This is a genomic window from uncultured Butyricimonas sp. (assembly GCF_959596855.1).
Lineage (GTDB): Bacteria > Bacteroidota > Bacteroidia > Bacteroidales > Marinifilaceae > Butyricimonas > Butyricimonas muris.
Genome location: NZ_CAUFYA010000002.1, coordinates 1 through 26,101, shown reverse-complemented (window position 1 = coordinate 26,101; position 26,101 = coordinate 1). Strand labels below are relative to the sequence as shown.

At 42.6% G+C, this 26,101-nt stretch carries 21 protein-coding genes and 1 tRNA gene; 10 read left to right on the top strand and 12 right to left on the bottom strand.

Annotated features, from left to right (window positions below):
- Positions 1-40 precede the first annotated feature (40 nt).
- Genes Q5866_RS01435 through Q5866_RS01420 form a run of 4 tightly spaced genes read left to right on the top strand, consistent with a single transcriptional unit; the run spans position 41 to position 5,553 of the window.
- A complete protein-coding gene (locus Q5866_RS01435) occupies positions 41-715 on the top strand; it encodes an RNA methyltransferase (RefSeq protein ID WP_099292065.1) in 675 nt (224 codons plus the stop codon).
- 3 nt (positions 716-718) lie between these two features.
- The gene (locus Q5866_RS01430) at positions 719-1,567 is read left to right on the top strand and encodes a hypothetical protein (RefSeq protein ID WP_303178302.1); all 849 of its coding nucleotides are present in this window, start codon (positions 719-721) and stop codon (positions 1,565-1,567) included.
- Between the two features lie 2 nt (positions 1,568-1,569).
- On the top strand, positions 1,570-3,471 hold the full coding sequence (locus tag Q5866_RS01425) for a dihydrofolate reductase (RefSeq protein WP_303178300.1): 1,902 nt from the start codon (positions 1,570-1,572) through the stop codon (positions 3,469-3,471).
- A 15-nt stretch (positions 3,472-3,486) separates the two neighbouring features.
- Complete coding sequence (locus Q5866_RS01420; RefSeq protein ID WP_099294481.1) at positions 3,487-5,553, top strand: cation:proton antiporter; 2,067 nt, start codon at positions 3,487-3,489, stop codon at positions 5,551-5,553.
- Positions 5,554-5,633: 80 nt separating this feature from the next.
- Here the strand turns inward: Q5866_RS01420 and Q5866_RS01415 are convergent, their stop codons facing one another.
- From Q5866_RS01415 to Q5866_RS01390, 6 genes are all read right to left on the bottom strand, one after another.
- Positions 5,634-7,235, bottom strand: a complete 1,602-nt coding sequence (locus Q5866_RS01415; protein WP_303178297.1) for a PKD-like family lipoprotein — start codon at positions 7,233-7,235, stop codon at positions 5,634-5,636.
- Between the two features lie 25 nt (positions 7,236-7,260).
- A complete protein-coding gene (locus tag Q5866_RS01410) occupies positions 7,261-7,959 on the bottom strand; it encodes a DUF4843 domain-containing protein (RefSeq protein WP_303178295.1) in 699 nt (232 codons plus the stop codon).
- Positions 7,960-7,978: 19 nt separating this feature from the next.
- Complete coding sequence (locus Q5866_RS01405; RefSeq protein ID WP_186975089.1) at positions 7,979-9,448, bottom strand: RagB/SusD family nutrient uptake outer membrane protein; 1,470 nt, start codon at positions 9,446-9,448, stop codon at positions 7,979-7,981.
- Between the two features lie 11 nt (positions 9,449-9,459).
- Positions 9,460-12,816: a SusC/RagA family TonB-linked outer membrane protein gene (locus Q5866_RS01400; RefSeq protein WP_303178292.1), complete on the bottom strand. Its 3,357-nt coding sequence runs from the start codon at positions 12,814-12,816 to the stop codon at positions 9,460-9,462.
- 366 nt (positions 12,817-13,182) lie between these two features.
- Complete coding sequence (locus Q5866_RS01395) at positions 13,183-14,235, bottom strand: FecR family protein (RefSeq protein ID WP_099292072.1); 1,053 nt, start codon at positions 14,233-14,235, stop codon at positions 13,183-13,185.
- A 73-nt stretch (positions 14,236-14,308) separates the two neighbouring features.
- Positions 14,309-14,836: a sigma-70 family RNA polymerase sigma factor gene (locus Q5866_RS01390; protein WP_099292073.1), complete on the bottom strand. Its 528-nt coding sequence runs from the start codon at positions 14,834-14,836 to the stop codon at positions 14,309-14,311.
- Between the two features lie 298 nt (positions 14,837-15,134).
- Between Q5866_RS01390 and Q5866_RS01385 the strand changes: the two genes are divergently transcribed.
- Positions 15,135-15,839, top strand: coding sequence for a hemerythrin domain-containing protein (locus Q5866_RS01385; RefSeq protein ID WP_227215257.1), 705 nt, complete (start codon positions 15,135-15,137; stop codon positions 15,837-15,839).
- A complete protein-coding gene (locus tag Q5866_RS01380; protein ID WP_303178289.1) occupies positions 15,826-16,434 on the top strand; it encodes a response regulator transcription factor in 609 nt (202 codons plus the stop codon). The genes Q5866_RS01385 and Q5866_RS01380 overlap by 14 nt, the downstream gene beginning before the upstream one ends.
- Before the next feature lie 149 nt (positions 16,435-16,583).
- Here Q5866_RS01380 and Q5866_RS01375 read toward each other — a convergent pair whose 3' ends face one another.
- On the bottom strand, positions 16,584-17,786 hold the full coding sequence (locus Q5866_RS01375; RefSeq protein ID WP_303178287.1) for an MFS transporter: 1,203 nt from the start codon (positions 17,784-17,786) through the stop codon (positions 16,584-16,586).
- A 151-nt stretch (positions 17,787-17,937) separates the two neighbouring features.
- Here Q5866_RS01375 and Q5866_RS01370 point away from each other — a divergent pair, with 151 nt between their 5' ends.
- Complete coding sequence (locus Q5866_RS01370) at positions 17,938-18,777, top strand: PepSY-like domain-containing protein (RefSeq protein ID WP_303178285.1); 840 nt, start codon at positions 17,938-17,940, stop codon at positions 18,775-18,777.
- An 81-nt stretch (positions 18,778-18,858) separates the two neighbouring features.
- On the opposite strand, the gene Q5866_RS01365 is transcribed toward Q5866_RS01370, so the two are convergent.
- Complete coding sequence (locus Q5866_RS01365; RefSeq protein ID WP_292270446.1) at positions 18,859-20,037, bottom strand: class I SAM-dependent rRNA methyltransferase; 1,179 nt, start codon at positions 20,035-20,037, stop codon at positions 18,859-18,861.
- Positions 20,038-20,185: 148 nt separating this feature from the next.
- Positions 20,186-20,434 (bottom strand): DNA-binding protein, encoded by a 249-nt coding sequence (locus Q5866_RS01360; RefSeq protein WP_099292078.1) that lies wholly within the window; start codon positions 20,432-20,434, stop codon positions 20,186-20,188.
- A 236-nt stretch (positions 20,435-20,670) separates the two neighbouring features.
- On the opposite strand from Q5866_RS01360, the gene Q5866_RS01355 reads away from it, so the two are divergent.
- Entirely contained in the window at positions 20,671-21,975 is a 1,305-nt protein-coding gene (locus Q5866_RS01355) for a DEAD/DEAH box helicase (RefSeq protein ID WP_099292079.1), read from the top strand.
- Between the two features lie 257 nt (positions 21,976-22,232).
- The gene (locus Q5866_RS01350) at positions 22,233-23,609 is read left to right on the top strand and encodes a tryptophanase (protein ID WP_099292080.1); all 1,377 of its coding nucleotides are present in this window, start codon (positions 22,233-22,235) and stop codon (positions 23,607-23,609) included.
- A gap of 135 nt (positions 23,610-23,744) precedes the next feature.
- Here Q5866_RS01350 and tpx read toward each other — a convergent pair whose 3' ends face one another.
- Positions 23,745-24,251 carry a thiol peroxidase gene (tpx, locus tag Q5866_RS01345; RefSeq protein WP_099292081.1) on the bottom strand — a complete coding sequence of 169 codons (507 nt, stop codon included), beginning with the start codon at positions 24,249-24,251 and terminating at the stop codon, positions 23,745-23,747.
- Between the two features lie 250 nt (positions 24,252-24,501).
- Positions 24,502-24,578, bottom strand: a tRNA-Arg gene (locus Q5866_RS01340).
- A gap of 218 nt (positions 24,579-24,796) precedes the next feature.
- Here Q5866_RS01340 and Q5866_RS01335 point away from each other — a divergent pair.
- Positions 24,797-24,985: a hypothetical protein gene (locus tag Q5866_RS01335; RefSeq protein ID WP_099292082.1), complete on the top strand. Its 189-nt coding sequence runs from the start codon at positions 24,797-24,799 to the stop codon at positions 24,983-24,985.
- A gap of 93 nt (positions 24,986-25,078) precedes the next feature.
- Here Q5866_RS01335 and Q5866_RS01330 read toward each other — a convergent pair whose 3' ends face one another.
- A complete protein-coding gene (locus Q5866_RS01330; protein WP_227215263.1) occupies positions 25,079-26,053 on the bottom strand; it encodes a DUF362 domain-containing protein in 975 nt (324 codons plus the stop codon).
- Between the last annotated feature and the right edge of the window lie 48 nt (positions 26,054-26,101).

The window sequence follows — 26,101 nt, the reverse complement described above, 5'->3', positions numbered from 1 at the left end:
TATAAACTTTATGAGCTTTGTAACTTTATAAACTGTTTATATGCATTCGATTAGAGAACAAGTAGAGTATTTGAGCGAGTTCGTGACGGACTATAAAAATGATTTATTTACAAGATTGGTGAACGAGCGGACGAGTTATGTCACGATGGTGCTGGAGGATTTATACCAAGAACACAATTGCAGTGCAGTCTTGCGTTCTTGTGATTGTTTCGGGATTCAGAACGTGCATATTATCGAGGGGGAGAATAGTTTTCACGATAATTCGGAAATTTCCATGGGGGCTTCCGATTGGTTGACGATACATCGGCACAGGCAGAAAGAGAATAACACGATAGAGGCAATCGAAACGCTGCGTGCGCAAGGGTATCGGATTATTGCAACGACTCCGCACGAGCGGGATACATACATAGATCAGTTGGATTTGCAAGCGGGGAAAATGGCTTTTTTCATGGGAACGGAGTTGACCGGATTGTCGGACGAGGTATTGGCGAGAGCGGATGAATTTGTGAAAGTGCCCATGTACGGTTTCACGGAAAGTTATAATGTAAGTGTATGCGCGGCTTTATTGATGTATAGTGTCGTGCAACGGTTGCGACAGACGGATATCGACTGGCATCTGTCGGAAGAGGAGCGGGAACGGGTGTTGTTCACTTGGTATAAACGCTCCGTTAAAGCATCAAAACAGATATTAGAACGGTTTAATCAGAATCAGTAAGTTATGTACTATTTGAAATGTAAACATTGCAATCATCTTAACGAGGTGAAATCGGAATACATGGTGGTTTGCGGCTTGTGTAACCGGAAACTGGAGGATAACTTTAAAGATTGGAAAGTCCGTCACCCGGAAAAAACGTTTGAGGATTTTCAACGGGAGGTATGTTTGACGGAAGAGCAGGTGAAGAAAGGCGATTTGTCAAAACCCGCGGGAAAGAAAAACAAGAAGGGGATTATAGCCGGGGCAATAGGGGCTTTGCTGATGGTATTGTTTATCGGTTTGCTGGTAGGTGAGTTTATCAAAACATATAAGGCACAATTCGGGGATTCGGATGTTCCGGTGTTGGAACAACAATGGTACACGGGAAGTTATGCCAGTGGGGTTTCACTGACAACCCCGAAAGCAATGAAATCAGCCGGTGCAATGCTCCGTAACCAGTTGCCAGAGGAAGTACAAGCCTTAATCAAAGAGATGGATGTGTATTCGTATTCGGGTTATGGGATGGATTTGGCGTTTATATTTTCGGAATATGTCCCAGAAGTCGGAAAAGCTGATTTGGAAGGAGCTGCCGAAGGTGCTTTGAATGAATTAAAGAAGCAGCGTGGAGTGTTTGATTTTAAGAATGATAAGGCGTACGCACAGATGGGGAACATGATTGGTATTGTCATGCAGGGAACATTCGTGAAAGGGGGTACGGAATATGAATTTAATATCACGATTTATGCCGACGGACTGAAACTTTACCAGTTGGTTTCAAGTAATAAAAAAGGTGACGATATTGCCCGGGGTGTTGTCCGGCGAATATATGATTCGTTTAAAGTTGCCGGGCATGAAGAATCTAAAACAGAGTAGAAATGGATGAGAAGAAGTATTTTTTGGAGCAATTTGATGATATAAAGATATTGCGTTATGATGTTCCCGTGTTCGACAGTTTGACGTTGAAGGAGAAATTGTTTGTTTATTACCTGAGTCGTGCGGCATTGGCGGGAAGGGACATCCTCTGGGACCAGAATAACAGGTATAATCTTCGCTTGCGGAAGGTGTTGGAAAAAATCCTGCGGGATTATAAAGGAGATCGGGAAGCACAGGAATTTCAGCATTTTTTGGTGTATGCCAAGAAAGTGTTTTTTGCTAACGGGATTTATCATCATTATTCGATGGAGAAATTTATCCCGGAGTTTACCCCGGAATACTTTAAATCGCTTCTGTTGGCGGTTGGGGAAGAGGAAATGTACGGGGAATTGGAGAGAGTGATTTTTGATCCGGACTATATGGCTAAACGGGTGGTGCTTGACGATGGAAAAGATCTCGTGCAGGCTTCCGCGAATAATTATTACGAGGGAGTGACGCAAAAGGAGGTAGAGGAATTTTATCGGGAGAAAAAGAAACAGAATGAATTGATTTCTTGGGGATTAAATTCCACGCTTGTGCGTGACGAACAGGGGCGGTTACGGGAAGAGGTGTGGTATGTCGGGGGAAAGTATAGTAAAGAACTTACCCGTGTTGTGGAAAACTTGGAGAAAGCGGCTGAATACGCTTGTAACGAGCATCAGAAGGAAATTATAGATTTGTTGGTACAATATTATCGGACGGGCGACCTTGCACTTTTTGACCGGTATTCGATCGAGTGGGTGAAAGAAAGTGCTGCCCCCGTTGATTTTATAAACGGTTTTATCGAGGTGTACGGTGATCCTCTGGCGTACAAGGCAAGTTGGGAGTCTGTGGTACAGATTATGGATGAAGAGGCTTGCAAACGCACTCGTAAGTTGGCGGATAATGCCTTGTGGTTCGAACGGAATGCCCCGATAGACGAACGTTTTAAAAAGAGCGAGGTCGTGGGGATTATTGCCCGTGTGGTACAGGCTGCCATGTTGGGCGGGGATTGTCATCCAGCAACTCCTATCGGGATCAATCTCCCGAATGCCGAGTGGATACGGGAGCGTTACGGGAGTAAATCCGTGACTTTGGATAATATCACGTACGCGTACAATCAAACCTCGTTGACTTCCGGCGTGCTGGACGAGTTCGCCTATTCGGAAGAGGAGAAGGAGTTGGTGCGGAAATACGGTTATCTGGGTGGAAACGTGCACACGGATTTGCATGAATGTCTAGGACATGGTTCCGGCAAAATGTTGCCCGGGGTGGGACAAGAGGCTTTGAAGAATTATTATTCCACGATAGAAGAAACGAGGGCTGATTTGTTCGCGCTCTATTATGTCATGGACCCGAAGTTGGTCGAACTGGGGGTTATCCCGTCTTTGGATGTGGCTAAAAGCGAGTATTGCAATTATATACGCAATGGTTTGATGGTGCAACTTACACGAGTGAAGTTAGGAAATAATCTGGAAGAGTCGCACATGCGCAACCGTCAATTGATAGCGTCTTGGGTGTATGAAAAAGGGAAAGCGTCAAACGTGATTGAACGGGTGGTACGTGACGGTAAGACTTATTTCACCATTCGGGATTATGATGCGTTACGTCAACTATTCGGTAAGTTACTGGCAGAGATTCAGCGGGTGAAGTCGGAAGGGGATTTCGAGGGAGCCCGGAATTTGATCGAGGGGTATGGTGTGCGGATTGATCCCGTTTTGCATCAAGAAGTTTTGGAACGTTACCGGAAGTTGAATGTTGCCCCGTATGCCGGTTTCGTGAATCCTGAATATAAATTAGTAGAAAAAGAAGGAAACATCACGGATGTGGAAATAACGTATCCGACGGATTTCTTGGCACAGATGCTGGAATACGGGAATATATGATTATAAAGAATGTATATGATACCAATAATACTTGCTAATATTACTTTACCGTTGACCGATCCGGTATTGAAGTTTTTGTTGATTCTGATTATTATATTGGCAGCCCCGTTGTTGCTGAATAAATTGAGGATTCCCCATTTGTTGGGATTGATTATCGCGGGAGCCGTGATTGGTCCTAACGGGTTCAATCTGGTATTGAGAGATAGTAGTATCATTCTTTCCGGGACTGCCGGATTGCTGTATATTATGTTTCTGGCGGGACTGGAGATTGATTTGGGCGATTTCAAGAAGAACAAATGGAAGAGTCTGACTTTCGGTATGTACACCTTTTTAATTCCCATGGCATTGGGGACATTGGTGGGACTTTACGTGTTGAATTTTTCGATGTTGACATCCGTTTTGCTGGCGAGTATGTTTGCGTCGCACACGTTGATCGCTTACCCGATTATCAGCAAATTAGGTATCACGAAAGATAAGTCCGTGGGGATTACCGTGGGGGGAACCATGATCACGGATACCTTGTCGCTGTTGGTGTTGACGGTTATTGTCGAGATGGCGGTGGGGGATATGGATGATTGGTTCTGGTATCGGCTGGGGGCGGCAATTATTATTTTCTTCGCTTTCGTGATGATCGTGTTTCCTTTGGTTGGACGTTGGTTTTTCAAACGATGTGACGATAATATTTCACAGTATATATTTGTGTTGGTTATGGTATTCCTCGGTGCTTATCTGGCGGAGCTGGCAGGACTGGAATCCATTATCGGGGCGTTCCTTGCCGGAATGGCTCTCAATCGGTTGATACCCTCGACTTCTCCTTTGATGAACCGGGTGGAGTTCGTCGGGAATGCTATTTTTATTCCTTTTTTCCTGTTGGGGGTGGGGATGTTGATTGATTACCGGGCTTTCTTCACGAATATAGAAACAATAAAGGTTGGAGTCGTTATGATTGTGGTTGCCACGGTTGCTAAATACGCGGCTGCATGGTTGACACAAAAGACTTTTCGCTTGTCACTGGATCAACGCCGGGTGATTTTCGGGTTGAGTAATGCGCAGGCAGCGGCAACTTTGGCTGCCGTTATGGTGGGATATAACGTGATCTTGGGAGAAACACCTGCGGGAGAGCCGATTCGGCTGTTGAACGAAAGCGTGTTGAACGGTACGATTCTGATGATTTTGGTTACTTGTACGATGGCTTCTTTTGCCGCACAAAAGGGGGCGCACAATATAGCGATGGCAGAGGAACCGGAGGACAACGGGGAGATGGAGGAACATAAAGAGCGTATTTTGATACCCGTGTCATACGAAAGAAATGTGACGGAACTGGTAAATTTGAGTACGGCGATTAAATCGAAAAAGAATAAGGACGGGTTATTTGCTTTGAACGTCATTAATAATAAAGTGTCGGATGAGGCTGCTTTCAAACAGGCAAAGAAAGTGCTGAATATGGCAGTGACGACGGCATCCGCGACGGACAACAGGTTAAATGATTTGTTACGCTACGATTTGAACGTGGTAAACGCTATTATCAGCGTGATAAAGGAACAAGGGATCACGGATCTCGTGTTGGGATTGCACCAAGGAAAAAGAGCGACTTCTTCATTTTTGGGTAATATGACCGAGGGAATATTAGGGCAGAGTAACGTGAATACTTTGGTGTATCGTCCGATGCAGCCTATTGCCACGGTGAAACGGCATTTGATTGTTGTCCCGGAACAGGCGGAGAAAGAGGTCGGTTTTTCCATGTGGGTAAACAAGGTCTGGAATATTATCCAGAACACGGGAGGTAAGGCTATATTTTACGGGACGGAAACGACTTTGGGATATTTGAAGGATATCTATAAAAAGCGTCCGATTGAAGCGGAATTTACCGTTTTCGACGATTGGGACGATTTCTTGATTATTTTCCGTGAAACGAGAGAGAATGATATGTTGTGGGTGATCATGAGCCGGAGAGATCGGATTTCTTACCACGCGAGTATGAATCGTATCCCGAATTACTTGAGCAAGTATTTCCAGATGAACGGCTTTGTGCTGGTGTACCCCATTCAGGCGGGAGAAACGGATAACAGGTATCTTGTTTAGTGCTATTTACAAGATAAATAGAAATGGGGGTGACTTTCTAAATGATAGTCACCCCTTCGTTGTGTTTATGTTTAGGTGAATTAATTGTATTGCATCATGGCCGACGTGTGTTTGTAGATAATATCGACAACTTCGCCATATCCTTCAAATTCCTTGTATATAGTCGGGTTGCCCTCTGATATAATGGAATTTCTGGAAGCATCGACAAAATGAACTTTCCCATTTGTGGTTCCGATAGCAATTCCGGTATAACCGAACATCGTGTATCCTTCATTGAAACTTAAAGCCGTGATCGTGGCTCCTGCGTTGAAGAATACGGTTGTTTTGTTCGTGTTCACTTGATAACAATAGAGTATATCGTTATTTATGCCCCCTGTGAAGAACAGATAATCACCGGAGCGGTGGCATAAGAATTTTGTTTTAGCGGTAATCTGATCTCCTTTAGGTAATTCTTTCAATATGTCACTAACGGGGTTAATTTGTAATTTCCCGATAGATGAAGACGGCATGTAGCAAGATTGTATCCAGTGTTTCCCGTTTGCATCTTTTAAGATGAAGTAAAAATAGGAGTCGTTCCAACTGGTCATCAAGTCGTCTTTACAAGGACAGGCGTATATCAAATTGTAATCACCCAGATTGTCCAGTGGTACATAGTTTTCCGGCCATTCCCCCGTACTTGAGGATACGACAGCCATTCCCGCACGGTTGTTTCCTGCCATGGAAACCAGAATGAAACGTTTGTGTTCCGGTGTGGCGTCATACGCTAAAATCGTGTTTGTCATCGAGGAATTTGCCGGTTGTACCAATAGTGTGATATTACCACCGCTAACACCGTTATCCACGTCTATATTCATAGGTATATTGCTATAAGCATTGGATTGAAAAGCATTCGAAACGGTAATCATGCGATTGTACAGGCTCCCGTCGCTGTTTAACAACAGGTTTATTCTCTCGTTGTAGCAAACATCCACGGGTTCGAATATCTCGGGAACTTTTTCATTTACAAATTCATGTTCTGTCAGTATAACTTTCTTTAGGGTTACTCCATCCAGTTCTAAAGGACCTTGTCCACCGCGTTGAATAACGAGAACCTGATCATCCGCACTGTAACTTGAAGAGAAATGTTGAATTAATCTCACCGGGTTGCTTCCTAGGTCTTCTCCCTCGTGAAATTGTTTGTACAATTCTTTTTCGTTCCAGTATTCAAATCCATCCGGTGTTTCACCGTTACCGGGTACTTTTATGAATCCAAGACGGGACGTTCCGCTACTTTCTTTATAAAGTACCATGAATCCGGTTTTATAACGAGTTTCCACGCGGAGGATAAACATTCTGCTGTTTTTATAGGAAATATTTGTCCTCTCGTCTGTCAGGTATAATGACACGTAAAAGTCTTTGATCTCCGGGAAAACATATTTCAACACCTTGTCATGTGAAATGGTGTCCTTGTCAACAAGCCACGTGTAAGTGAAGTGGGCTTCATCTTCCGGATTCTTCCAAGTAATTTTGGGTTCGAGAACAAATTCCGTTCCCTCGATACAGGAGGAGCCGGAGTTTGAGCTTCCCGGTAATTCTATTGTCACTAAATCTTGAGGCAAATAATTGTAATTCCCGTCGTCGTCCACGCATGCGCTTAATCTGCAGATGAACCATGCCAAAAATAATATCATTAATTTTCTCATAATATTCTTTCTTTTCATGTGATGATTAATAACCTAACACGGGGATATCCGTGGACATATCGTCTAATCCCAATTCTTCGTCCGGATAAGGCGTTCCGGCATAACGTAACCGTAATAATTCCCGTTTGAATTGCAAGGCAAGGGCTCTACGCTCGTCATAGTTTTTGTTTTCCCAGTCACCGGTTCCCGTGACGTCAATTAATTTCTGGAATTTAGGTATGGAATATTTTCCCAAGAAAACATCTTCCACGTCACTGTCCCACCATCCCGGACGGGATATCTCCGTGCTGAACCATATAATTTGTCGGGAATAAAGGCTCTGCCCGCTAAGTATTTCCGTACCGTCAGCGATATCGACAACCAGTCGAACTTTTTGATTCAAGCCTTCCTGTTTTAACGTGATGTAAAGCGTGTCCATTGTTTGGCCGGCTTTAAACAAAGCTTTGTCTGGCAGTGCGAATTGAGAGGATGAAGCCGTCGTGTATTGGCTGTTTGCTTTTAATACTATTTCTTTTGCCTCGGTTAAGGGCATACCCACGAGTTTTACGGGTAACGGTATTTCTATTTGTTGTGCCGAACCGTAGAAGAAGAACGATATCTCCATTGAGTCCGTGTAATCATTCACGAATTGCACGTAATGTTGTGAGTCATATAAAGGGATATTTTCTTTGCTGCAAGCGTTCAATAACCCTGCTAATAAACCGAATAGTAATATTTTTTTCATAGTTGTTCTCCTTTATCGTTTAGAATACATCTTCTTTTTCCGGGATGGGAAGTACAAATTTGTTTCCCACGTTTACGGTTTCTCCGCCATTCTCGATGGCTATGTTCAAGCGTTTGTAAAAGAAAAACAGTTGACCTTCCGTCAAATATTCCTTTTTCATTTCCAGCGTTAATTCCTTCTGGTAACGATTCATGTCAACTGTCCGGTTGTCAGCTTGGTACGCGTCTCTGACTTTTTGCAAGTATACTTGGGCGTTCGTCGCATCGCTGGTATTATAGCGACATTCGCTGATGATATAATACATTTCAGACAGACGCAATACCGGAATCAGGTTAAAATTCGGTGTGACATCGGGAACTTCCGTGTCGAAAGATTGCCACTTTAATAAGTTGTACAATCCTGTTTCATAATTATATTCACCCAGATTCTTTCTCGAATCGTCCCCGTCTTCCGTGAAGAAGTCCGTCCATGCTTTTAGTGCGAAACGTGTGTTGTTCGTGGTTTTAAATTCGTCGTATAAGTCCGTTAATTTGTCATCATACAAGGCAAACATAATTTCCGATTTATACTTGGTATGCAATCCTTTACCGGAAGTTAATTCACTTGTTGAGGCAAAACGTAACGCGTCTTCACCACCTTCTGATGCTACAAAATGTTCCAGAACGAAACGAGCTTCTTTTTCGGCATTCGTTTCATCTCCGGCATACATGTATACCCGGGCGAGCAAACCGTGAATGGCTATGTAATTTAGTCGGATACCGCGGGAATTGAAGAAACGACCTAAATTTATACTTTGCGGGGTGTATCTCCATGTTGCGGAATACAAACCGGTTTCTGTTACATGGGTAGAATCAAAGTGGGCTACCAGATCTTTGGCTTTCGACAGATCACCGATCACGAGTTGCAAGAAATCGGATGTTTTTTGTTTCGGTTCATATTTTGACGGGTAAGTCGTGAAATAAGGTAAATACGTACCGGTTGCGTTCACTTTTGGGGACGGGGCGAATAAACGTAATAAATCGAAGTGAATGAATGCGCGCAAGGCAAGGGCTTCTCCCTCGATTAAGTCTTTTTCTGCTTTTCCCAACGGGAAGAATGTTCCGTCCTTTTTTTGAATCTCTTCAATTAATTTGTTACAGTTCGCGATGGCATTATACATCTGTATCCATAGATTGTCAATCATTTTTTTGGTATCTGCCAGATCGTAGTTGTAAGTTGCGACTTCCGGGTAAGCTTTATTCAACCTGTCGGCATTGTAATCCTGTGCGAGTACGCTTATCAATCCCCACGATAGTTCCCGCCCGTATAGACCTTGTTGAGAAAGTTCCTGATATATTCCGTTCAATGCATTACGAAAGCCTGAATAATCATCAAATAATTTCTCGTCCGTTACCTGATTTTCAGGAGAAACGTCTAACCAGTTTCCACAACCGTTCAAGGTAAACAAAGTGATGGTTGCCAGAATGATATAGTATTTTATTTTGTTCATAGCATCATGATTTAGAAAGTTGCATTTAAAGAGAAATTAAATGTACGGCTGAAAGGGTAGGATAGTCCTCTTTCTTGTTTCACATTCGAGATGTGAGCGACATCACCCATTTGGAATTGCAGGCGGAGCATACTCAAACCGAAACGATGGATTAATTCACGATTAAAATCATAACTTAAACTCAATGAGGTGAAATCTATCGCGTTGTAGTCTTGTACGAATCTGGACGTCGGGCGTGTAGTTTCGCTTCTATCCTTGATGTCTTTTAGTGTGGTACGTTGTCCGGCTGATTCCCAGCGTTGTGTCAGTACGCGTTTATCCGCATTCTGGTAACGCAGGTCAACGCACTCCACTTTTTCCACGAGAGTCGTGTTGTATACTTGTGCGCCGAATTCATACATAAAGGAAGCGAACAACGAGAAATTCCTGTAACGCAGGTTTACCCCGAAACTACCTTGTGCATCCGGTTCCTTGTCTCCGAGAATCTGTTGTTGGGAGGAAACATAATCGTAAGAAATTGTTCCGTCCCGGTTTACAAATATCTCCTTTCCGTCGCTGGGGTTGATACCCAAGGATTTCATACCCCAAATAGCTGTTAATGAACTGCCTTCCTCGTATTTTATAAGCGGTTTGGCATAGGTTAAGTTCTTTTTATCATTTTCAAATTTGGCGAATTCCTCGTCAACACGGGTGTTGTATGCCTTTAACGACTCGGAGATTTTCATGATCCGGTTCTTGTTATGTGCCATGTTCCCGTACAGGATAACATCCCAGTTTTGCGTTTTGTACACGTTGGCACGCAGGATTATTTCATATCCCCGGTTTCGTACTTCTCCAAGATTATCCTTGTAAGATTCGAATCCCGTGGATACCGGAATAGTCACGTCCGTGATCAAATCTTTAGTCAATTTGTTATACCAATCGGCTTCCAATGTGATGTTGTCGTTAAATAATCCCAGAACCAGACGGAGGTTTAATTCGTTTGTCTTTTCCCATGTTAATTTATCATTACCCATGTAGAATAGCGTCAGTCCGTTGCCCGTGCCGTAATACTTGTCAGAGATTTTATACGTGTGTTTTGCGGCGTAAGCGGGGAAGTTTACTTTACCGGTTTGTCCGTAAGTACCGGTTAATCTTAGCTGGCTGATTTTATCCAATTTCTGCATAAAATCGTATTTATGGAAATTGACTCCCGCACCGATAGCGTAGAATGAAGCTGTTTTGTTATCTACCCCGAATTCGGAAGAACCGTCCATGCGGTAGGAGGCATCTAGTAGATAAATATCTTGAAAAGAATAATTTAAAGCGGCGTACACGCTGGATAGACGGGTGTGATTATCGGAGAATGTGGGAGCATCCGATTTTTCAGCGTACATGGGGGAACTTAGCTCTCCGGAAGGGAACCCACGGAAAGTGGTGCTCTCGTAGCTGTATTTGTTCTCGTTTAATTCGACTCCGACCGAGAAGTTGATGTTGTGATTGCCTAACGTCTTCACGTAATTGGCGAATGCTTTAAAGTTCCAGTTTATTGTTTCGGAATTGCTCTTGTCCAATGTCCCTTTTTGTACGCTTAAGTCCTCGGTACTATTCTTGAACGTGGCAGATTCCGGATCGACGAAAACGGAAGACCACTCGTTTGTTTTCGTGATTGAGAATTGGGCTTTCATTTGGAATCCGTCCATGATATACCAGTTCACACCCAGATTATCCGTCAGTGAACTGTAATTATTGTGACTGAAATTCTTCATTAGTTTTGCCTCGTAATAAGGATTTAAACGGGTATCGTTAATATGCCATTTCAAGTCGTTCACGTAGTTTCCGTCAATATCTTTGTAAGACACGTAAGGTAGGCGGCGGGTATATTCGCTGAAATCCCCATAAGGTGAGTTTGTACCTTTGGTAACATCATAACTGACTTCGTTGCGCAATTGTAAGTTCTTTACCCGGTAATCCAGCATAAAAGAAGAGCCGATACGAGTTCTCCCAGACTCTTTCATTACTCCGTTTTGTACGTCATAACGCATGGTGATGCCGAATCGAAAATCGTTGGAACCACCCTCGACAAACAGGCTGTGTTTGTGATTAAAGGGATTTCTCAAGGGCAAGGAAATCCAATCGGTGTTCACGCCTGCCATGATGTTGTTTCTTTTCTCGATATATTCTTGTTGCAGGCTTTGGTATTCTACGGGAGCTTCAGAGTCAAAGAAGCCTGCCAAGCGTTCAGCCTCCAACTTCTCACTTGCGTTCATCAAGTTGTAGTCAGAGATATCCGGTACAGTTAATTCTCCCATGAAGTCGTAAGAAACACGGAGTTTGCCGGGTTGTGGAGCCACGGTTTCAATCACAATCACACCGTTGGCGGCACGGGAACCATACAAGGCTGTTGCGGCAGCATCTTTCAGAATCGTGATGTTCGCTATCCGGTTCGGGTCGAAATCGTACACTTTATCTATTTTTACCTCATACCCGTCCATGATAAACAGGGGGGAGTTGGGGTTGTTCTGTAAGGCCGTTTTGGATACGGAATTTTTGTCGAGTTCCATAACGCCCACGCCGGAACGTCCGCGGATGTAAAATTCGGGAACAGTATTCGGGTCGGACCCCATGTCGTTATTTTTCATGATGCGCAAAGAGGGATCGAAAACTTGTAATGCCGATATGACATTTCGTGAAGCAACCTTTAACAATTCTTTTTTCTCTACCCGGATGGCTGATCCCGTGAAGCTGGATTTTTTTACGTTAGCGTAACCGGTAACCACGACATCTTCCAGACTTTCTTTTTTCTCCCGGAGAATGATCTTGATCTCTTTCTGGTTTGATAGCTCGATTTCTTGTGTTTCAAAACCAAGAAAACTAACCACCAGTGTGATGTTCTTGATATTCGGAAGTGTCAGTTTGAATTTGCCGTCTTTATCCGTGGCGGAACCTACTTGTGTTCCCTTTATCATGATCGTTGTTCCGGGTAAAGGGGAGTTGTTCTCGTCAAGTACGACACCGCTGATTTCTTTATTCTGTGGTGTATTATCATTTTCTTCCTTTAATTTTATAACGACCGTATCGTCGATAATCTGATACGTGAAATCTGTATTTTCAAGGCAGAGGGTTAAAACTTGCGTGAAAGGTTTCTTTTCTGCTTTCACGGTGACGAGCGGAGCTTTATTAACTATTTCCAAGTTATACAGGAATTCGTAACCTGTTTTGTTTTTTAGTTCTTTGAGGACATTTGCCAAAGTTTCATTTTTGAAATCGACACTGATGATTTTGTCCTGAATTTGAGTTCCGTTCCCTGCAAACGAGAGGGAGGCAAAACATAGGGTAAATGTAATTAACAGATACCGGTTTAGTAGGTTATTGATATTTTTTTTCATAAGTTGTGTTATGGTTTATGTTAATTATCTTAAGTATTAATTACCATAAAAGTCATGCTCAATAAACGAACGTTTATTACTTGTTTAAGTGCACGTTTCAAAACGCCGCACAAATAACAAACTATCATCTATATATCAGGTGATTAGCATTTTACTGCAATCCCTATAAAAAAGTTTTTTTCTCTCCTTTTTTACGATTAATAAACGTTGGATTAATGACATAAATTCTCGTTTTAGATAGTGATACTTCATTGTATAATTCTCCCGTTTACCGATACTTTTCAGTTCAGTATTAAGTTTTTTAATGATTCGTTTATCGTGTCATTTCAGATTGATATCAAGATACAGAAATGACATTTACATCCTCTATTCCTTTAGTTTAACAATTATATTATTCTTTTCCAGTTCAAACCTCACGTGTGTCGTTAATTCTATAATATTACAAATTTCTTTGATGCTGCTGTATTTAGGTACGCTTCCCTCGAAATGATATTGTTTTGCCGCTTCATCCTTGAATGTTACTTGTACATCGTACCATCTGGATAATTTTTTCATGATGTTTTCCAGACATTCGCTGTCAAAGTAGAAACGGTCGTTCATCCACGTGGTGTAATAGTGCGGGTCTACTTTCTTTATGGATATTTTCCCGTCTTTCAGAACTGCCTGCTCGCCCGGGATTAATATTTGGCGTTTGTCCCCGTGTAATATTTCGATTTTTCCTTTTGCCAGTGTCGTGTGAGAATAATTGTCATCATTGTAGTCCATCACGTTAAAAGCTGTTCCCAGTACTTTGACGGAGTAATCTTTTGTTGTCACGATAAACGGTTTTTCTTTATTCTCGGTCACGATAAAGAAAGCCTCGCCTTCCAAGTGTACTTCCCGAACGGAATCTGAAAAGATAACGGGATACTTCAATGAGGAAGATGAGTTTAGCCATACTTGGGTTCCGTCGCAGAGAGTGATGTTATATTCTCCTTTAAGAGGAACTACAAGCGTGTTATAGATTTCTATCGTGTTACTCGTTGTTTGCGGGGTATAGACAATTCCTTCGTCTTTCGCGGATAGTATCCGGGTTCCGTTGATCTCTGTCAACGAGAGTGTATCCTCGGAAAGGACGAGTGAACTACCATCTGATGTATATAGAATAGCTTTTTTATCACCCGGTAATATTTTTGCCAAAGTTTGTTCTGTCCGCGGGGGAGTGTGATGAGGATTATCCAGCAAGAGATAAAGTCCGCATGCTAAAACAGGTAACATGAATATGGCAGCATATTTTACTATTCGTATTTTATACTTTCGGCGGATGGCAATTTGAAGTTTATCCTTCATCTGCGTCCAATATCCGGGATGTTGTAGTTTTTTCATTTCAACCCAATCCCGGATGATTTGTTCGTCTATATTTTCTTGCTCGTTTGGCATGGTTCTGTGATATTGTTTATAATAATAACAAATATGACGCAGAATCTACCTAGTCATTTTTCCAACTTTTTTTTCACTTTCTCTTGAATTTAACATTTCGAAGAAGGAAAAGTAATACTAAAAGGTGTTTTCGTAAATGTTTAAAGGCGGTTGTCATGTGCGCCTTCACGGTGTGATAAGAGATTTCCAACTGTGTGGCGACATCTTCATAGCGTTGACCTTGTAAATATACCCGCTTGAATATCTCTTTGCATTTGGCAGGTAAAGATTCAATGGCAGTATCCAGTCGTTCCAGTTGTTGCATGTGGGCGATTTCTTCCTGTACATCTTTATCCGGGATAAATTCTTGAGCGGGAGAGAGGGGAACCATTCTCTTTTTCGAGAAGTTTATGTAATTTAAAGAAGCGTTTTTCACACAAGTAAATAGAAATGAAGGAGTCGCGAACTTTAGGCGTTTACTTTCGAACAAGTGCAGGAATACATCTTGAACAATGTCTTCCGCCGGTTCTTGTGCTCCGATCAGCTTTCTGGAATAAAGAACCAGATGACTAAAATAACGATTGAAAAGTTGTTCCAGTAATATGACTTGATCCTTTTCCATTTGTTTTTTATGTGATATATTCCTGACAAAATTATAATTTCTTCTTTAATGAACAATAAATTTCATTTACTATATATTGGCGATCTTGTGTGAAATACGAAGGATAATTCGATTTACAGGGATATAATCCCCATTTATGGGGATGGGTGCCCGTGCTTTTACCCGATTTTGAGGATGTTATTGCTTCGGATACTTTTGTACTTTTGATGTCGTGAAATATTATAAATAATTCTATAAACTGATGAATAAACTTGGTGGAGAGTCGAATATTTCCAATATTTGTGATAAAAATACTACTATGAATTCACGTTTATTTTCTGCTGATATGAAACTGGCAGATGTTATTCATGCCGATTATTCGCTCTTGTTGCTTTTGCATCGTTTCGGGTTGAATCTGGGATTCGGGGACAAGACCGTAAAGGAGTGTTGTGAGGCGAATCATGTATCTTGCCCTCTGTTTCTGATGATCTGTAACGTGTACAGCAATGAAGCGTATTTGCCCACGGATAAGGAAATCGAGCGTATCGGGCCGGATGTAGACCAGTTGATTGCTTACTTGAAAAATTCTCATGATTATTATCTCAATAGCCGGATGTTCGTGATAGAGGAACAGTTGAAGGAGATTTCCGAGAATTGCGAGGAACATCATAAAAAGATACTTCATCTTTTTTTCAACGAGTATAAGAATGAGGTTATCCGACATTTCGCCTACGAGGAGGACACGGTTTTCCCCTATATTTCCGGTATCGTGCACGGGAGTCGTTCGGGAAATTACGAGATCGAGGAATTCAAGGAGAATCACAGTAATATAGATGATAAACTGAATGACTTGAAAAATATTATAATGAAGTATTTACAAGGAGATGCGCTGTCGGAAATGCGTATCCGGGTGCTGTTCGGTATATTTTCATTAGAAGAGGATTTAAGCAAACATTCTTTAATCGAGGATAAAATTCTAATCCCGTTAGTCAAGAAATTAGAACAACAGTATGGCAAGCAATAATAAATGTTATCGGATTGTTATTATTGAGCCGTCAATGATCATATCGACCGGTTTGCGGAAGTTAATAGAGATTAGGCATGATTTTGAGGTTGTTGCCTTACTTGCCGATTGCTATCATTGCGTGGAGAAGATAAATCATCTCGAACCGGATATTATTATTATTAATCCTTCGACCGTGGAGCCGAAAAGGCGACAACACTTGGAAGAGTTGTTCGAGGGAATGAGAAATGCGGCTTTAGTAGCTTTGGTATATCAATATATAGAACCGGAAGTGTTGAAACAATATCACACGGTGATCGACATCTCGGATGATTCGGAGAAGATAGCACAAAAGTTGTTGCAATCGCTGGATGCGCTGAATGCTCCGTCTGACGCGGCAGATAAAAATGAACTTTCCGAGCGGGAGAAAGAAATATTGGTGTCATTGGCAAAAGGGAAAATCAATAAGGAGATTGCCGACCAGCATCATATATCCGTGCACACGGTCATCACGCACCGGAAAAATATCATCCGGAAAACCGGGATTAAGTCCGTATCGGGACTTACGGTGTATGCTATTTTGAATAATCTCATTGATATTAATGAGGTGGAATGATTTTTTGTCGAAAATATACCTAATGTAGGGGATTGTGGGGAAAGAGTAAAATCGAGATCTTTGTAATGTTAATAATATGATTTTTCTTTTCAACGTAAGCCATTGAAAAAATTTTGCCAAAAAGCTCTCGTCGTACAGACGGGAGCTTTTTAATTTTCCTGCATCAACCGTGCACCCCTGTAAGCGATGGCGTATAAGATGAACGTTAGGGCTATGAGCGTGGCGATAAACCATTGCCAGCCGAAGTTGTCGAGGACGACGCCGGTGGCTGATCCCCATACGCTGGAACCCATGTAATAGAAGAGAAGGTATATGGATATGGTGACAGAGCGTTTTTGTAGATTGTAGTCGCTCACGACACGGTTACAGATGACATGCACCACGAAGAAATTGAACGTGAAAATGGCTAGCCCCAGAGTGACGATCCAGAAATTGTTCACGTACAACAACAGGAGTGCCGCCACGGACGATAATACGATGGTTTTCTGTATCTTGAAATGGTTGTATCGTGCGGTGAGTTTTGCGGTAGCGATAGAACCGAATACCCCGAAAATATACATGAAGTAAATGTAGTGAATCAAGTAATCCGGAAAATTGAAAGGCTCTTTCACGAGGTAGAAACCTAGATAATTGTACAGGCTCACGAATATTCCCAGCATAAGTGATCCAATCAGATAGAACGGGAGTAATTTGGCTGAAGTGAGCAAATGCAAATTGGAAATGATGAGTGATTTGAAGTTCTCTTTCTTCGGCTTGAAATTAATGGAACGGGGACTGAAAATCAAGAATAAGATCGCGAAGACGGCACATAACACTCCGATAGAAGCGGATGCTGTCCGCCACGAGAATTCCGTGCTGAGATATGAGGAAATCACGCGTCCGCCCATTCCCCCGAGTGCGTTTCCGGCGATGTATAACCCGGTAATTTTACCTTTGTTCTTGGGTAATACTTCTTCCGATATGTATGCCAGCGATACGGATGTCGCTCCCGATAGCAAAAAGCCTTTTAAGGCACTGAGCGTCACGAGCAAGAAAAAGGAATTTGAATACGAACAGATTACCGAGGCGACAGAAGAGGACAATAGTGCCGCACTGATTAAATTTTTTCTTGGGATACTGTCCGCCACGAACATGGCGGTAAATAGTCCGATGACCATACCTAAGGTTGAAAACGAAATAGCCAGACTGCTATAACTTGCCGATAGGTTGAACTCGTGTGCAAGATCGGGCAATAACGGTTGAAAATAATACAACTGTGCAAAACAAGAGAATCCCGACAAGAAGACACATATCGAGATGATATTGTCTTTCGTGCTTTTCCCGGATGTGCTTATTTCTTGACAATTATCCATTTCATAGTCCTTAAATTCCGGTGCAAAAGTAAGCAATCCGCGAACAGATTGTCCTGTTATTTTGTTTTTTTTCGATAGAAACCTTCTGCTCCTGTTTTTCGTTAGAAGGGATAGTAGGAACATAATGTTAAACAGATAAATAGGAAAGATTATGAGAGGAAAGATTTTGATGGTAACCCTATGGATTGCCTCGTTATTTGTTTTTGCCGCTTGTCATGATGACGATGATGATGATGATGATAAGAATTACAAGCCGGGAAAGAGTGTCGTGGAAGCTTTTACGGCGAAGTTCCCGAACGCGACAGCCGTGACATGGGAGAAAAACGGTGTGTATGAGAAAGCTGAATTCCGTGAGGCGGGGCAGGAATGTGAGGCTTGGTTCGGTAAAGACGGCGAATGGGTGATGACGGAGAAAGATATGCTGTACGCTAATCTGCCGGAAAAGGTAAAAACCGGATTTACCGGAAGTATATACGGCTCTTGGAAAGTTGAGGATGTGGAGTACGTGGAGCGGGTGAATACATCTCCCGTGTATCGTCTGGAGATAGAAAATGCTAATCAAGAGATGTATCTTTATTTTGATGAAGAGGGTGAATTGATAAAACAAGCGGAGGAAAACGCGGTAGATTTACCGGCAACAGTCAGTAGTTTTATCACGCAAAATTATCCGAAAGCATTGGTTGTCCATGATGAACGTTGGCAAGACGGAATCTTGGAAGTGGATATCCTTGATGAAAATCAAGTAAAAGAAGTTCTGTTCGCTCGCGATAATAGCTGGATCAAAACTTCATGGCCTGTACTGGAGGCAAATGTGCCGCAAGTGGTATTGGATGTGCTGAAAGGTGAAGCGTATAATACTTTTTCGATAGACAACATACATTTTATCCAGTATGCTTCCGGTGATAACGTGTATCATTTCCTGCTAAAGAAAGAACATTCAATGGATATATCCGTGGAGATTTATCCCGATGGTAGTATTCGATTAGATTAAGATATTTGTTTTCTAGTGAACTGTTTTAGATTGATAAAGAGTATCCAAAAATAACTTTTCGGATACTCTTTTCATTAAATGCTATTCCACGTATAACACCAATCCTTTCAAATACTCCCCTTCCGGGTGATAAATGCTGATCGGGTGATCGGCTGGTTGTGTCAATTGATGTAATATTTTGACTTTGCGTCCGGTGTTTGCCGCCGCAGTGAACACAGTTTGGCGGAACAAGTCTTTCGTCATCACTTGAGAACACGAGAAGGTGAAGATGATACCACCCGGTTTCACGACTTCGATACCTTTGCGGTTGAGTTTTTTGTAACCCTGTATGGCATTGTCAAGTACGTTTTGGTGTTTGGCGAATGCCGGGGGATCGAGGATAATGAGGTCGTATTTGTCGTGGGATTGATTCAAGAATTTGAAAGCGTCTTCCACGAATGCCTCGTGGCGGGAATCACCGGGAAAGTTCAGTTCCACGTTTTGGTTGGTCAGTTCAATAGCTCTTGCCGAGGCGTCAACCGAATGCACGAGTTTTGCTCCGCCTCGCATGGCATAGAAAGAGAAGCCACCCGTGTAACAGAACATGTTGAGTACGTTTTTTCCTTGAGAGTATTGTTCCAAAAGGCTTCGGTTTTCCCGTTGGTCAATAAAGAAACCCGTTTTTTGGCCTTCGAGCCAGTCCACGTTGAATTTCAGTCCGTTTTCGGTGGCGATAAAGTTATCGGTGTGCCCGTACAAGTAGCCGTTTTCCGGGTTCAGTCCTGCCTTGTAGGGGAGAGTTCCTTCCGATTTGTCGTATATGGCGGTGATTTTGTCGCCCATGACTTCGAGAAGGGCTTTCGTGATCTCTTCTCTTGCCTTGTACATGCCCACGGTGTGGAATTGTACCACGGCTACCCCGGCATAATAGTCCACGATAAGCCCGGAAAGATCATCTCCTTCACCATGTACCAAACGAAAAACGTTATTATTCGATGCCGTTGCCAGACCGATGGCAACGCGGGTGTGGTGTGCTTGACGGATGCGTTCTACCCAAAAAGGATAATCAATCGTTTCTTCTTTGAAACTGAGCACACGCACGGCAATACTCCCGATCTGGTAGTGCCCGACGGCAAGAAATTCATTGTCGTGGTCATATACTTTCACGACATCTCCCTCTTGGATGTCATTGTCTTTTTTGGCGATGGCACCCGAGAATACCCACGGGTGAAGTCTGTACAAGGATCTCTCTTTACCGGCTTTTAGTACTATTTTGCTCATAATATATTATGTCGCCGTGCGACGTTACAGGTTACAAGTTGGCAGGTTACAAGTTTATACCGTGAACTTGCCGTTGCAAAAGTAGATAAAAAAGCGGTAAAAAAATACCGGGAACGTTTTTTCGACAGTTCCCGGCTCTAATTTTTTTCTACACGTTCAGGAGTTCCTTGGCCTTGTCCAGAATGGTAGTGTCATCTAAGACTACAATTCCCCCGTCCGGTCCTTGCTCCACGTGAATTCCGGCACTAGAACCTCCGTTGTCATAATTATCGGCTCCGAAGTAGTTACGCACTGTGTCAGTACTGATGCCCAAATCGTCTGCAATAGTTTGCATACTTCCGTGGGGTAACATGTCTTTGATCTTCCTTAACTCGTTAAAAGTAATAGTATAAGTCATAGCGTAGTAATTTTAGAGGTTTTACCTGCAATAAATTTAGAACATTATTTTGAAAAAAACAAATATAGGATTGATTATGGCGTTTTTTGTAACGGGTATGTCTTGTCGTATCGTTTTGAATATGAGTGTGATATTTTTGATATTTAGATGCAATTTATTTTATAAATAAATTTATTTCTGCCGAGTGCCTACTTTTTTGTACCTTCGCGGATAAATAGACTTAAAACATGATACCTATGGGATTTCAGGATTTGAATATAAATAAGCAGATTTTAATGGCGTTGGAAGAGGCTGGTTTCGAGAACCCGACCCCTATTCAGGAAGAGGTTTTTTCTGTCAGTCGTTCCGGGAAAGACCTTATCGGTATAGCACAGACGGGTACGGGAAAGACGCTGGCTTATCTGATCCCGATGTTGATGAAATTGCATTATGCGCAAGGGTTGGTGCCGAGAGCGTTGGTGGTTGTGCCTACGCGGGAGTTGGTCGTGCAAGTGTGCGAGAGTGTTGAATTGTTGACGGAATATATGGATATCCGTTGCGTGGGCGTGTATGGTGGTACGAATATAAGGACTCAACAAGATAAGGTGTTCGAGGGGGTAGATTTATTGGTCGCCACACCCGGTCGTTTTATGGATATATATTATAATGGTATCATCCGGACGAAAATGATTAAAACGGTCGTGGTGGATGAGGCCGACCGGTTAATGGATTTGGGGTTCCTGCCGCAATTAAAGGGTATATTCGAAGTATTACCGGAGAAGCATCAAACGATGTTGTTTTCGGCTACATTCTCGGAAGCGGTAGAAAGTCTATCCCGTGATTTCTTGAAAGAACCGGTGCGGGTGGAAGTTGCACGTCAAGCAACCCCGGTGGAACACGTGGAGCAATTCCGGTATGACGTGCCGAATATCACGACGAAAATCAATTTGTTGAAAGTATTGCTCGCGGATAAGGAGAGATACAAGAAAGTGATGATATTTACCGAGACAAAGAAGAATGCCGACCGGATCGTGGAACGCTTGGCGGATCATTGGAAAGGAGAGTTGAGCGTGATACACTCGAACAAGGCACAGAATACCCGGTTGAACGCTTTACGTGCTTTTAAAGAAGGGGAAACTCGTATCCTCGTGGCTTCAGACGTGGCGGCACGCGGTATTGACGTGCAGGATGTGACTCATGTAATAAACTTTGATATTCCTTCTTTGGCGGAGGAATACGTGCATCGTATCGGGCGTACGGCTCGTGCGGGAAAAGAGGGAGTGGCAATCAGTTTCGTGTCCGAGATAGAGGAAGACCGCTTCACGGATATCGAGCGGTTGATTAATCAAAGCGTGGAGGTGTTGGATTTGCCGGAGAAGTTGGAAATATCCCAGTTGTTGCTGGAAGAGGAACAGGTGCAAACAAGTAATATCGTTTACCAGCAGGGACGACAACAAGGGGGAGGTGCTTTCCACCAGAAGAAAGCCAAAAATAGTTACACGGCGGAAGATAATCGACGAAACGTGATGCGGAAGCGAAATGCGAAGAAAAAAAAGAAATAATAAAAAAGACCAAGATTTCCTTGGTCTTTTTTATTATTTTTCCCAAATTTGCTTCGATGAAAGATAAGAGCGTCATATTAGTAAGTAAACTTTTCTTAAATATTAAGAAGCGCGACACCTTTGTTTGTTGAAGGTGGGGTCTCTCGTGTCCTCACATTTATTATTTCCTTATTTAACATGATGACCTTTTAAGGTTGTTTGATTGGAAAATCATATTATAATTATTTATATCATTAACTATTTAAAGTTTAAAGATTATGGAATTACCTTTTGCAGAATCTTGGAAGATTAAGATGGTTGAACCCATCCGTAAAAGTACTCGTGAAGAGAGAGAACAATGGATTAAAGAGGCTCACTACAACGTGTTTCAATTACGTTCGGAGCAAGTGTATATAGACTTGATTACGGACTCCGGAACCGGTTCCATGAGTGACCGCCAATGGGCAGGAATGATGTTGGGTGATGAAAGTTATGCCGGGGCATCTTCTTTCTTCAAGTTGAAGGATATGATTACCCGTTTGACCGGATTCGATTATATTATCCCGACTCACCAAGGACGCGCTGCCGAGAACGTGCTTTTCTCTTATTTAGTAAAAGAAGGCGATATCGTTCCCGGTAACTCTCACTTCGATACCACGAAGGGGCACATCGAGGGACGTAAGGCTATCGCTTGGGACGTGACTATCGACGAGGCAAAAGATACCCAATTGGAGATTCCGTTTAAAGGAAACTTGGATCCGGTGAAATTGGAGAAAGTGTTGGCAGAACATGCTGACAAGATTCCGTTTATTATCGTGACGGTTACGAACAACACGGCAGGAGGACAGCCTGTTTCCATGAAAAATATCAAGGAAGTGCGTGCTATCGCCGATAAATATGGCAAACGCGTGTTGTTCGATTCGGCTCGTTTCGCTGAGAACGCTTATTTTATCAAGACTCGTGAAGAGGGTTATCAAAATAAGACGATCAAAGAGATCGTGAAAGAGATGTTCGATAACGCTGACGGTATGACCATGAGCGCGAAGAAAGATGCTATCGTGAACATGGGAGGTTTCATCGCTACCCGCCACCAAGACTGGTTCGAGGGAGCTAAGGGCTTCTGCGTGCAGTTCGAGGGGTACTTGACTTATGGTGGTATGAACGGTCGCGATATGAACGCTCTGGCTATCGGTTTGGATGAAAATACAGAGTTCGATAATCTTGAAACCCGTATCAAACAAGTGGAATACTTGGCAAAACGTCTGGATGAATTTGGTATTCCTTACCAACGTCCCGCCGGAGGTCACGCTTTGTTTATCGATGCCCCGAAAGTATTGACTCATGTACCGAAAGAAGAATTCCCGGCTCAGACGTTGACGGTAGAATTGTACTTGGAGGCCGGTATTCGCGGTTGCGAAATCGGTTATATCTTGGCTGACCGAGATCCGGTAACTCGTGAAAACCGTTTCGGTGGTTTGGATCTTTTGCGTCTGGCTATCCCGAGAAGAGTGTACACGAACAATCATATGGACGTGATAGCCGTTGCCTTGAAAAATGTATTTGATCGTCGTGAGCAGATTACTCGTGGTTTCCAAATTACTTGGGAAGCACCGTTAATGCGTCACTTTACCGTTCAATTAGAGCGTGCTAAATAATAAAAAGGGGCGAAAGCCCCTTTTTGTTTATAAGGTTTGTAAAGTTATTCCTTCGGAATTTAAAGTTCATAAAGTTAGCTTGTTGAAGCTTTGGGTGTTTACTTGTACTTTATGAACTTTATAACTTTATGGACCTTATAAACTTTTCAAACATGCCAATGCGGCGTCATAGTTAGGTTCGTGTGTGATTTCCGGTACGAGTTCTTCATAAACGATTTTCCCGTTTTCGTCAATAACGACAACCGAGCGAGCCAATAGACCTGCTAATGGGCCGTCAATCATTTCCACCCCGTATTTCTCCCCGAATTTATGATCCCTGAATGCAGATAGAGGGATTACTTTATCAATTCCTTCCGTCGTGCAGAAACGCGCGTGAGCGAAAGGGAGGTCTTTTGATATAGCAAGTACCACCGTATTTTTCATCTCTGCGGCTAATTTATTGAAAGTGCGTACGGATGTAGCGCATACGCTTGTATCAAGACTCGGGAAAATATTCAGGACAACACGTGTTCCTTTTTGGTCGGCTAATGTCAATTCGGACAAATCCGTTTTTACTAACGAGAAATCCGGAGCTGCGGAACCTACTGAAGGTAAGTTACCTTTCGTGTTTATACTGTTACCAGCAAGTGTTACTTTTGCCATAGTGTTTAAAATTTAAATGTTTGACTTAATATGTATCTTCAAATGTATAATTTTAATTCTTGTTTCGCAAAAAGAAATTTTACAATTTATTCTACGGGTTATTCCTTAAAAAAGTTTGCGAAAAGAGATGAAGAATGAAAATATATTTCTCTATAGGAACTTGACCTAAAAATAGAGTAAAGAGTTACGTTTTTAAATATGTTCTTAATAAAAAAACAACTTACTGTAAATAAGTAAGTTGTTTTAAATGTGGTGATCCGGTTGGGATTCGAACCCAAGACCTACGGCTTAGAAGGCCGTTGCTCTATCCAACTGAGCTACCGAACCGGGTGTCATTTTTTTGACGGTGCAAATATAGTGCTTTCCGTTATAAATGCAAACTTTGAGGGATACTTTTTATTATATTATTTGCAGAAATTTCAGAAGGATATAGATATTGTCTGGTAATTGGGGTGGTTTGTCTCGTAAATCAGTGGTTTTGTCTTATTATTTGAAATGGTATTAAGATAGGGGATATTTTTGTTTTATAATTAAATAATGGAAGTATGAACAGAATAGAATTGATGGAAAAAGTATCCCAAGTGTCGGGATTTGGTATTTCGGATTGTGATAACGTGCTGTCTGCGTTGGAAAAGGTTTTGGAAGCGGAGTTAAAAGTAGCGGGAAGGAAAAGATGTATATTTGATACGGTTTATGGTTTTATGACGTTTTTGAAGAAGATTCGGGAGAAATAAGAGGCTGTTCGGCAGCCTCTTAATTTTGGTAGAGTCCGGTAAGCGGTTTTTAATTTCCTTTATAAACAGGGTGGAGGGTTAATACTTCCTTTGTTATTCCTTGTCCAGTAGGATTAATTCATACTTTTGGCTGCCCATGCCTAATTTCTCGGCGTGGACGAGCGTGTGTATGCCGTGGCGGGATTCCATCCGTTCGATCAAGTGGATACGTCCGTGATCAGGTGAAGAGTACACTTGATCAACACACGCTTTGTCCAAAGCCACGGGGTCTAGGGAGGCGAGGATGCCGATGTCGCCCATTTTTGGATCTTCGGGGGCAGAGGCGCAGTCACAGTCGACCGATAGGTTATTGGCTACGCTGATATAGAGAATCTTTTCGCCACAATGGTCGGCGATGGCTTTGGCGGCTTCAGCCATGGATTCCAAGAAATCGTCTTGTTCGGGCAGGTTGCTCCACGGGTCGTCTTTTGTCTTTCCGGCGCTATGAATCCATGCTTTTCCTGCCGAGGAAGCGATGCCGATCGACATATTTTTGATCGCGCCACCGAAGCCACCCATCGCGTGTCCCTTGAAGTGCGAAAGGATAATCGTGAAGTCGTAATTCAGAAAGTGCGAACCCACGAAGTCTTCTTTCAGGTGCTTGCCACCCTTGACCGGGAGTGCTGTTTCTCCCTCCGCGTCCATGATATCGATTTCGGCGATGGCTGTGAAACCGTGGTCTTTGGCTGCTTGCAGGTGGGCGGTCGTGTTTGCCCGTCCGCCGCCGTAAGCGGTGTTACACTCGACAATGGTACCGTTTACTTTTTTCACGAGATCGCCGATAAGCGCGGGTTTCAAGTAATTGTTGCCACCCGGTTCTCCAGTAGAAATCTTAACGGCTACTTTTCCCGTGGCTTCTCGCCCAAGTGCTTCGTATATGCGGAGAAGGCTTTCCGGGCTGATTTCTTTGACCATGTAAACTTTGGGAAGACTTTTTTTGCTTTCCTCTTTCGAGGGTGAATTATAGCTGAATGCTGTAAGTGGTGACACGAGTGTCATAATTAAAATAGGTAACAGATTCGTTTTCATATATAAACTTTTTAACGTGTATGTTTAACAATTAAAATGCTGATTTCA

Coding starts and splice junctions, on each gene's coding strand:
- Q5866_RS01435 (WP_099292065.1), top strand. CDS start 41: ATGCATTCGATTAGAGAACAAGTAGAGTATTTGAGCGAGTTCGTGACG.
- Q5866_RS01430 (WP_303178302.1), top strand. CDS start 719: ATGTACTATTTGAAATGTAAACATTGCAATCATCTTAACGAGGTGAAA.
- Q5866_RS01425 (WP_303178300.1), top strand. CDS start 1,570: ATGGATGAGAAGAAGTATTTTTTGGAGCAATTTGATGATATAAAGATA.
- Q5866_RS01420 (WP_099294481.1), top strand. CDS start 3,487: ATGATACCAATAATACTTGCTAATATTACTTTACCGTTGACCGATCCG.
- Q5866_RS01415 (WP_303178297.1), bottom strand. CDS start 7,235: ATGAGAAAATTAATGATATTATTTTTGGCATGGTTCATCTGCAGATTA.
- Q5866_RS01410 (WP_303178295.1), bottom strand. CDS start 7,959: ATGAAAAAAATATTACTATTCGGTTTATTAGCAGGGTTATTGAACGCT.
- Q5866_RS01405 (WP_186975089.1), bottom strand. CDS start 9,448: ATGAACAAAATAAAATACTATATCATTCTGGCAACCATCACTTTGTTT.
- Q5866_RS01400 (WP_303178292.1), bottom strand. CDS start 12,816: ATGAAAAAAAATATCAATAACCTACTAAACCGGTATCTGTTAATTACA.
- Q5866_RS01395 (WP_099292072.1), bottom strand. CDS start 14,235: ATGCCAAACGAGCAAGAAAATATAGACGAACAAATCATCCGGGATTGG.
- Q5866_RS01390 (WP_099292073.1), bottom strand. CDS start 14,836: ATGGAAAAGGATCAAGTCATATTACTGGAACAACTTTTCAATCGTTAT.
- Q5866_RS01385 (WP_227215257.1), top strand. CDS start 15,135: ATGAATTCACGTTTATTTTCTGCTGATATGAAACTGGCAGATGTTATT.
- Q5866_RS01380 (WP_303178289.1), top strand. CDS start 15,826: ATGGCAAGCAATAATAAATGTTATCGGATTGTTATTATTGAGCCGTCA.
- Q5866_RS01375 (WP_303178287.1), bottom strand. CDS start 17,786: ATGGATAATTGTCAAGAAATAAGCACATCCGGGAAAAGCACGAAAGAC.
- Q5866_RS01370 (WP_303178285.1), top strand. CDS start 17,938: ATGAGAGGAAAGATTTTGATGGTAACCCTATGGATTGCCTCGTTATTT.
- Q5866_RS01365 (WP_292270446.1), bottom strand. CDS start 20,037: ATGAGCAAAATAGTACTAAAAGCCGGTAAAGAGAGATCCTTGTACAGA.
- Q5866_RS01360 (WP_099292078.1), bottom strand. CDS start 20,434: ATGACTTATACTATTACTTTTAACGAGTTAAGGAAGATCAAAGACATG.
- Q5866_RS01355 (WP_099292079.1), top strand. CDS start 20,671: ATGGGATTTCAGGATTTGAATATAAATAAGCAGATTTTAATGGCGTTG.
- Q5866_RS01350 (WP_099292080.1), top strand. CDS start 22,233: ATGGAATTACCTTTTGCAGAATCTTGGAAGATTAAGATGGTTGAACCC.
- tpx (WP_099292081.1), bottom strand. CDS start 24,251: ATGGCAAAAGTAACACTTGCTGGTAACAGTATAAACACGAAAGGTAAC.
- Q5866_RS01335 (WP_099292082.1), top strand. CDS start 24,797: ATGAACAGAATAGAATTGATGGAAAAAGTATCCCAAGTGTCGGGATTT.
- Q5866_RS01330 (WP_227215263.1), bottom strand. CDS start 26,053: ATGAAAACGAATCTGTTACCTATTTTAATTATGACACTCGTGTCACCA.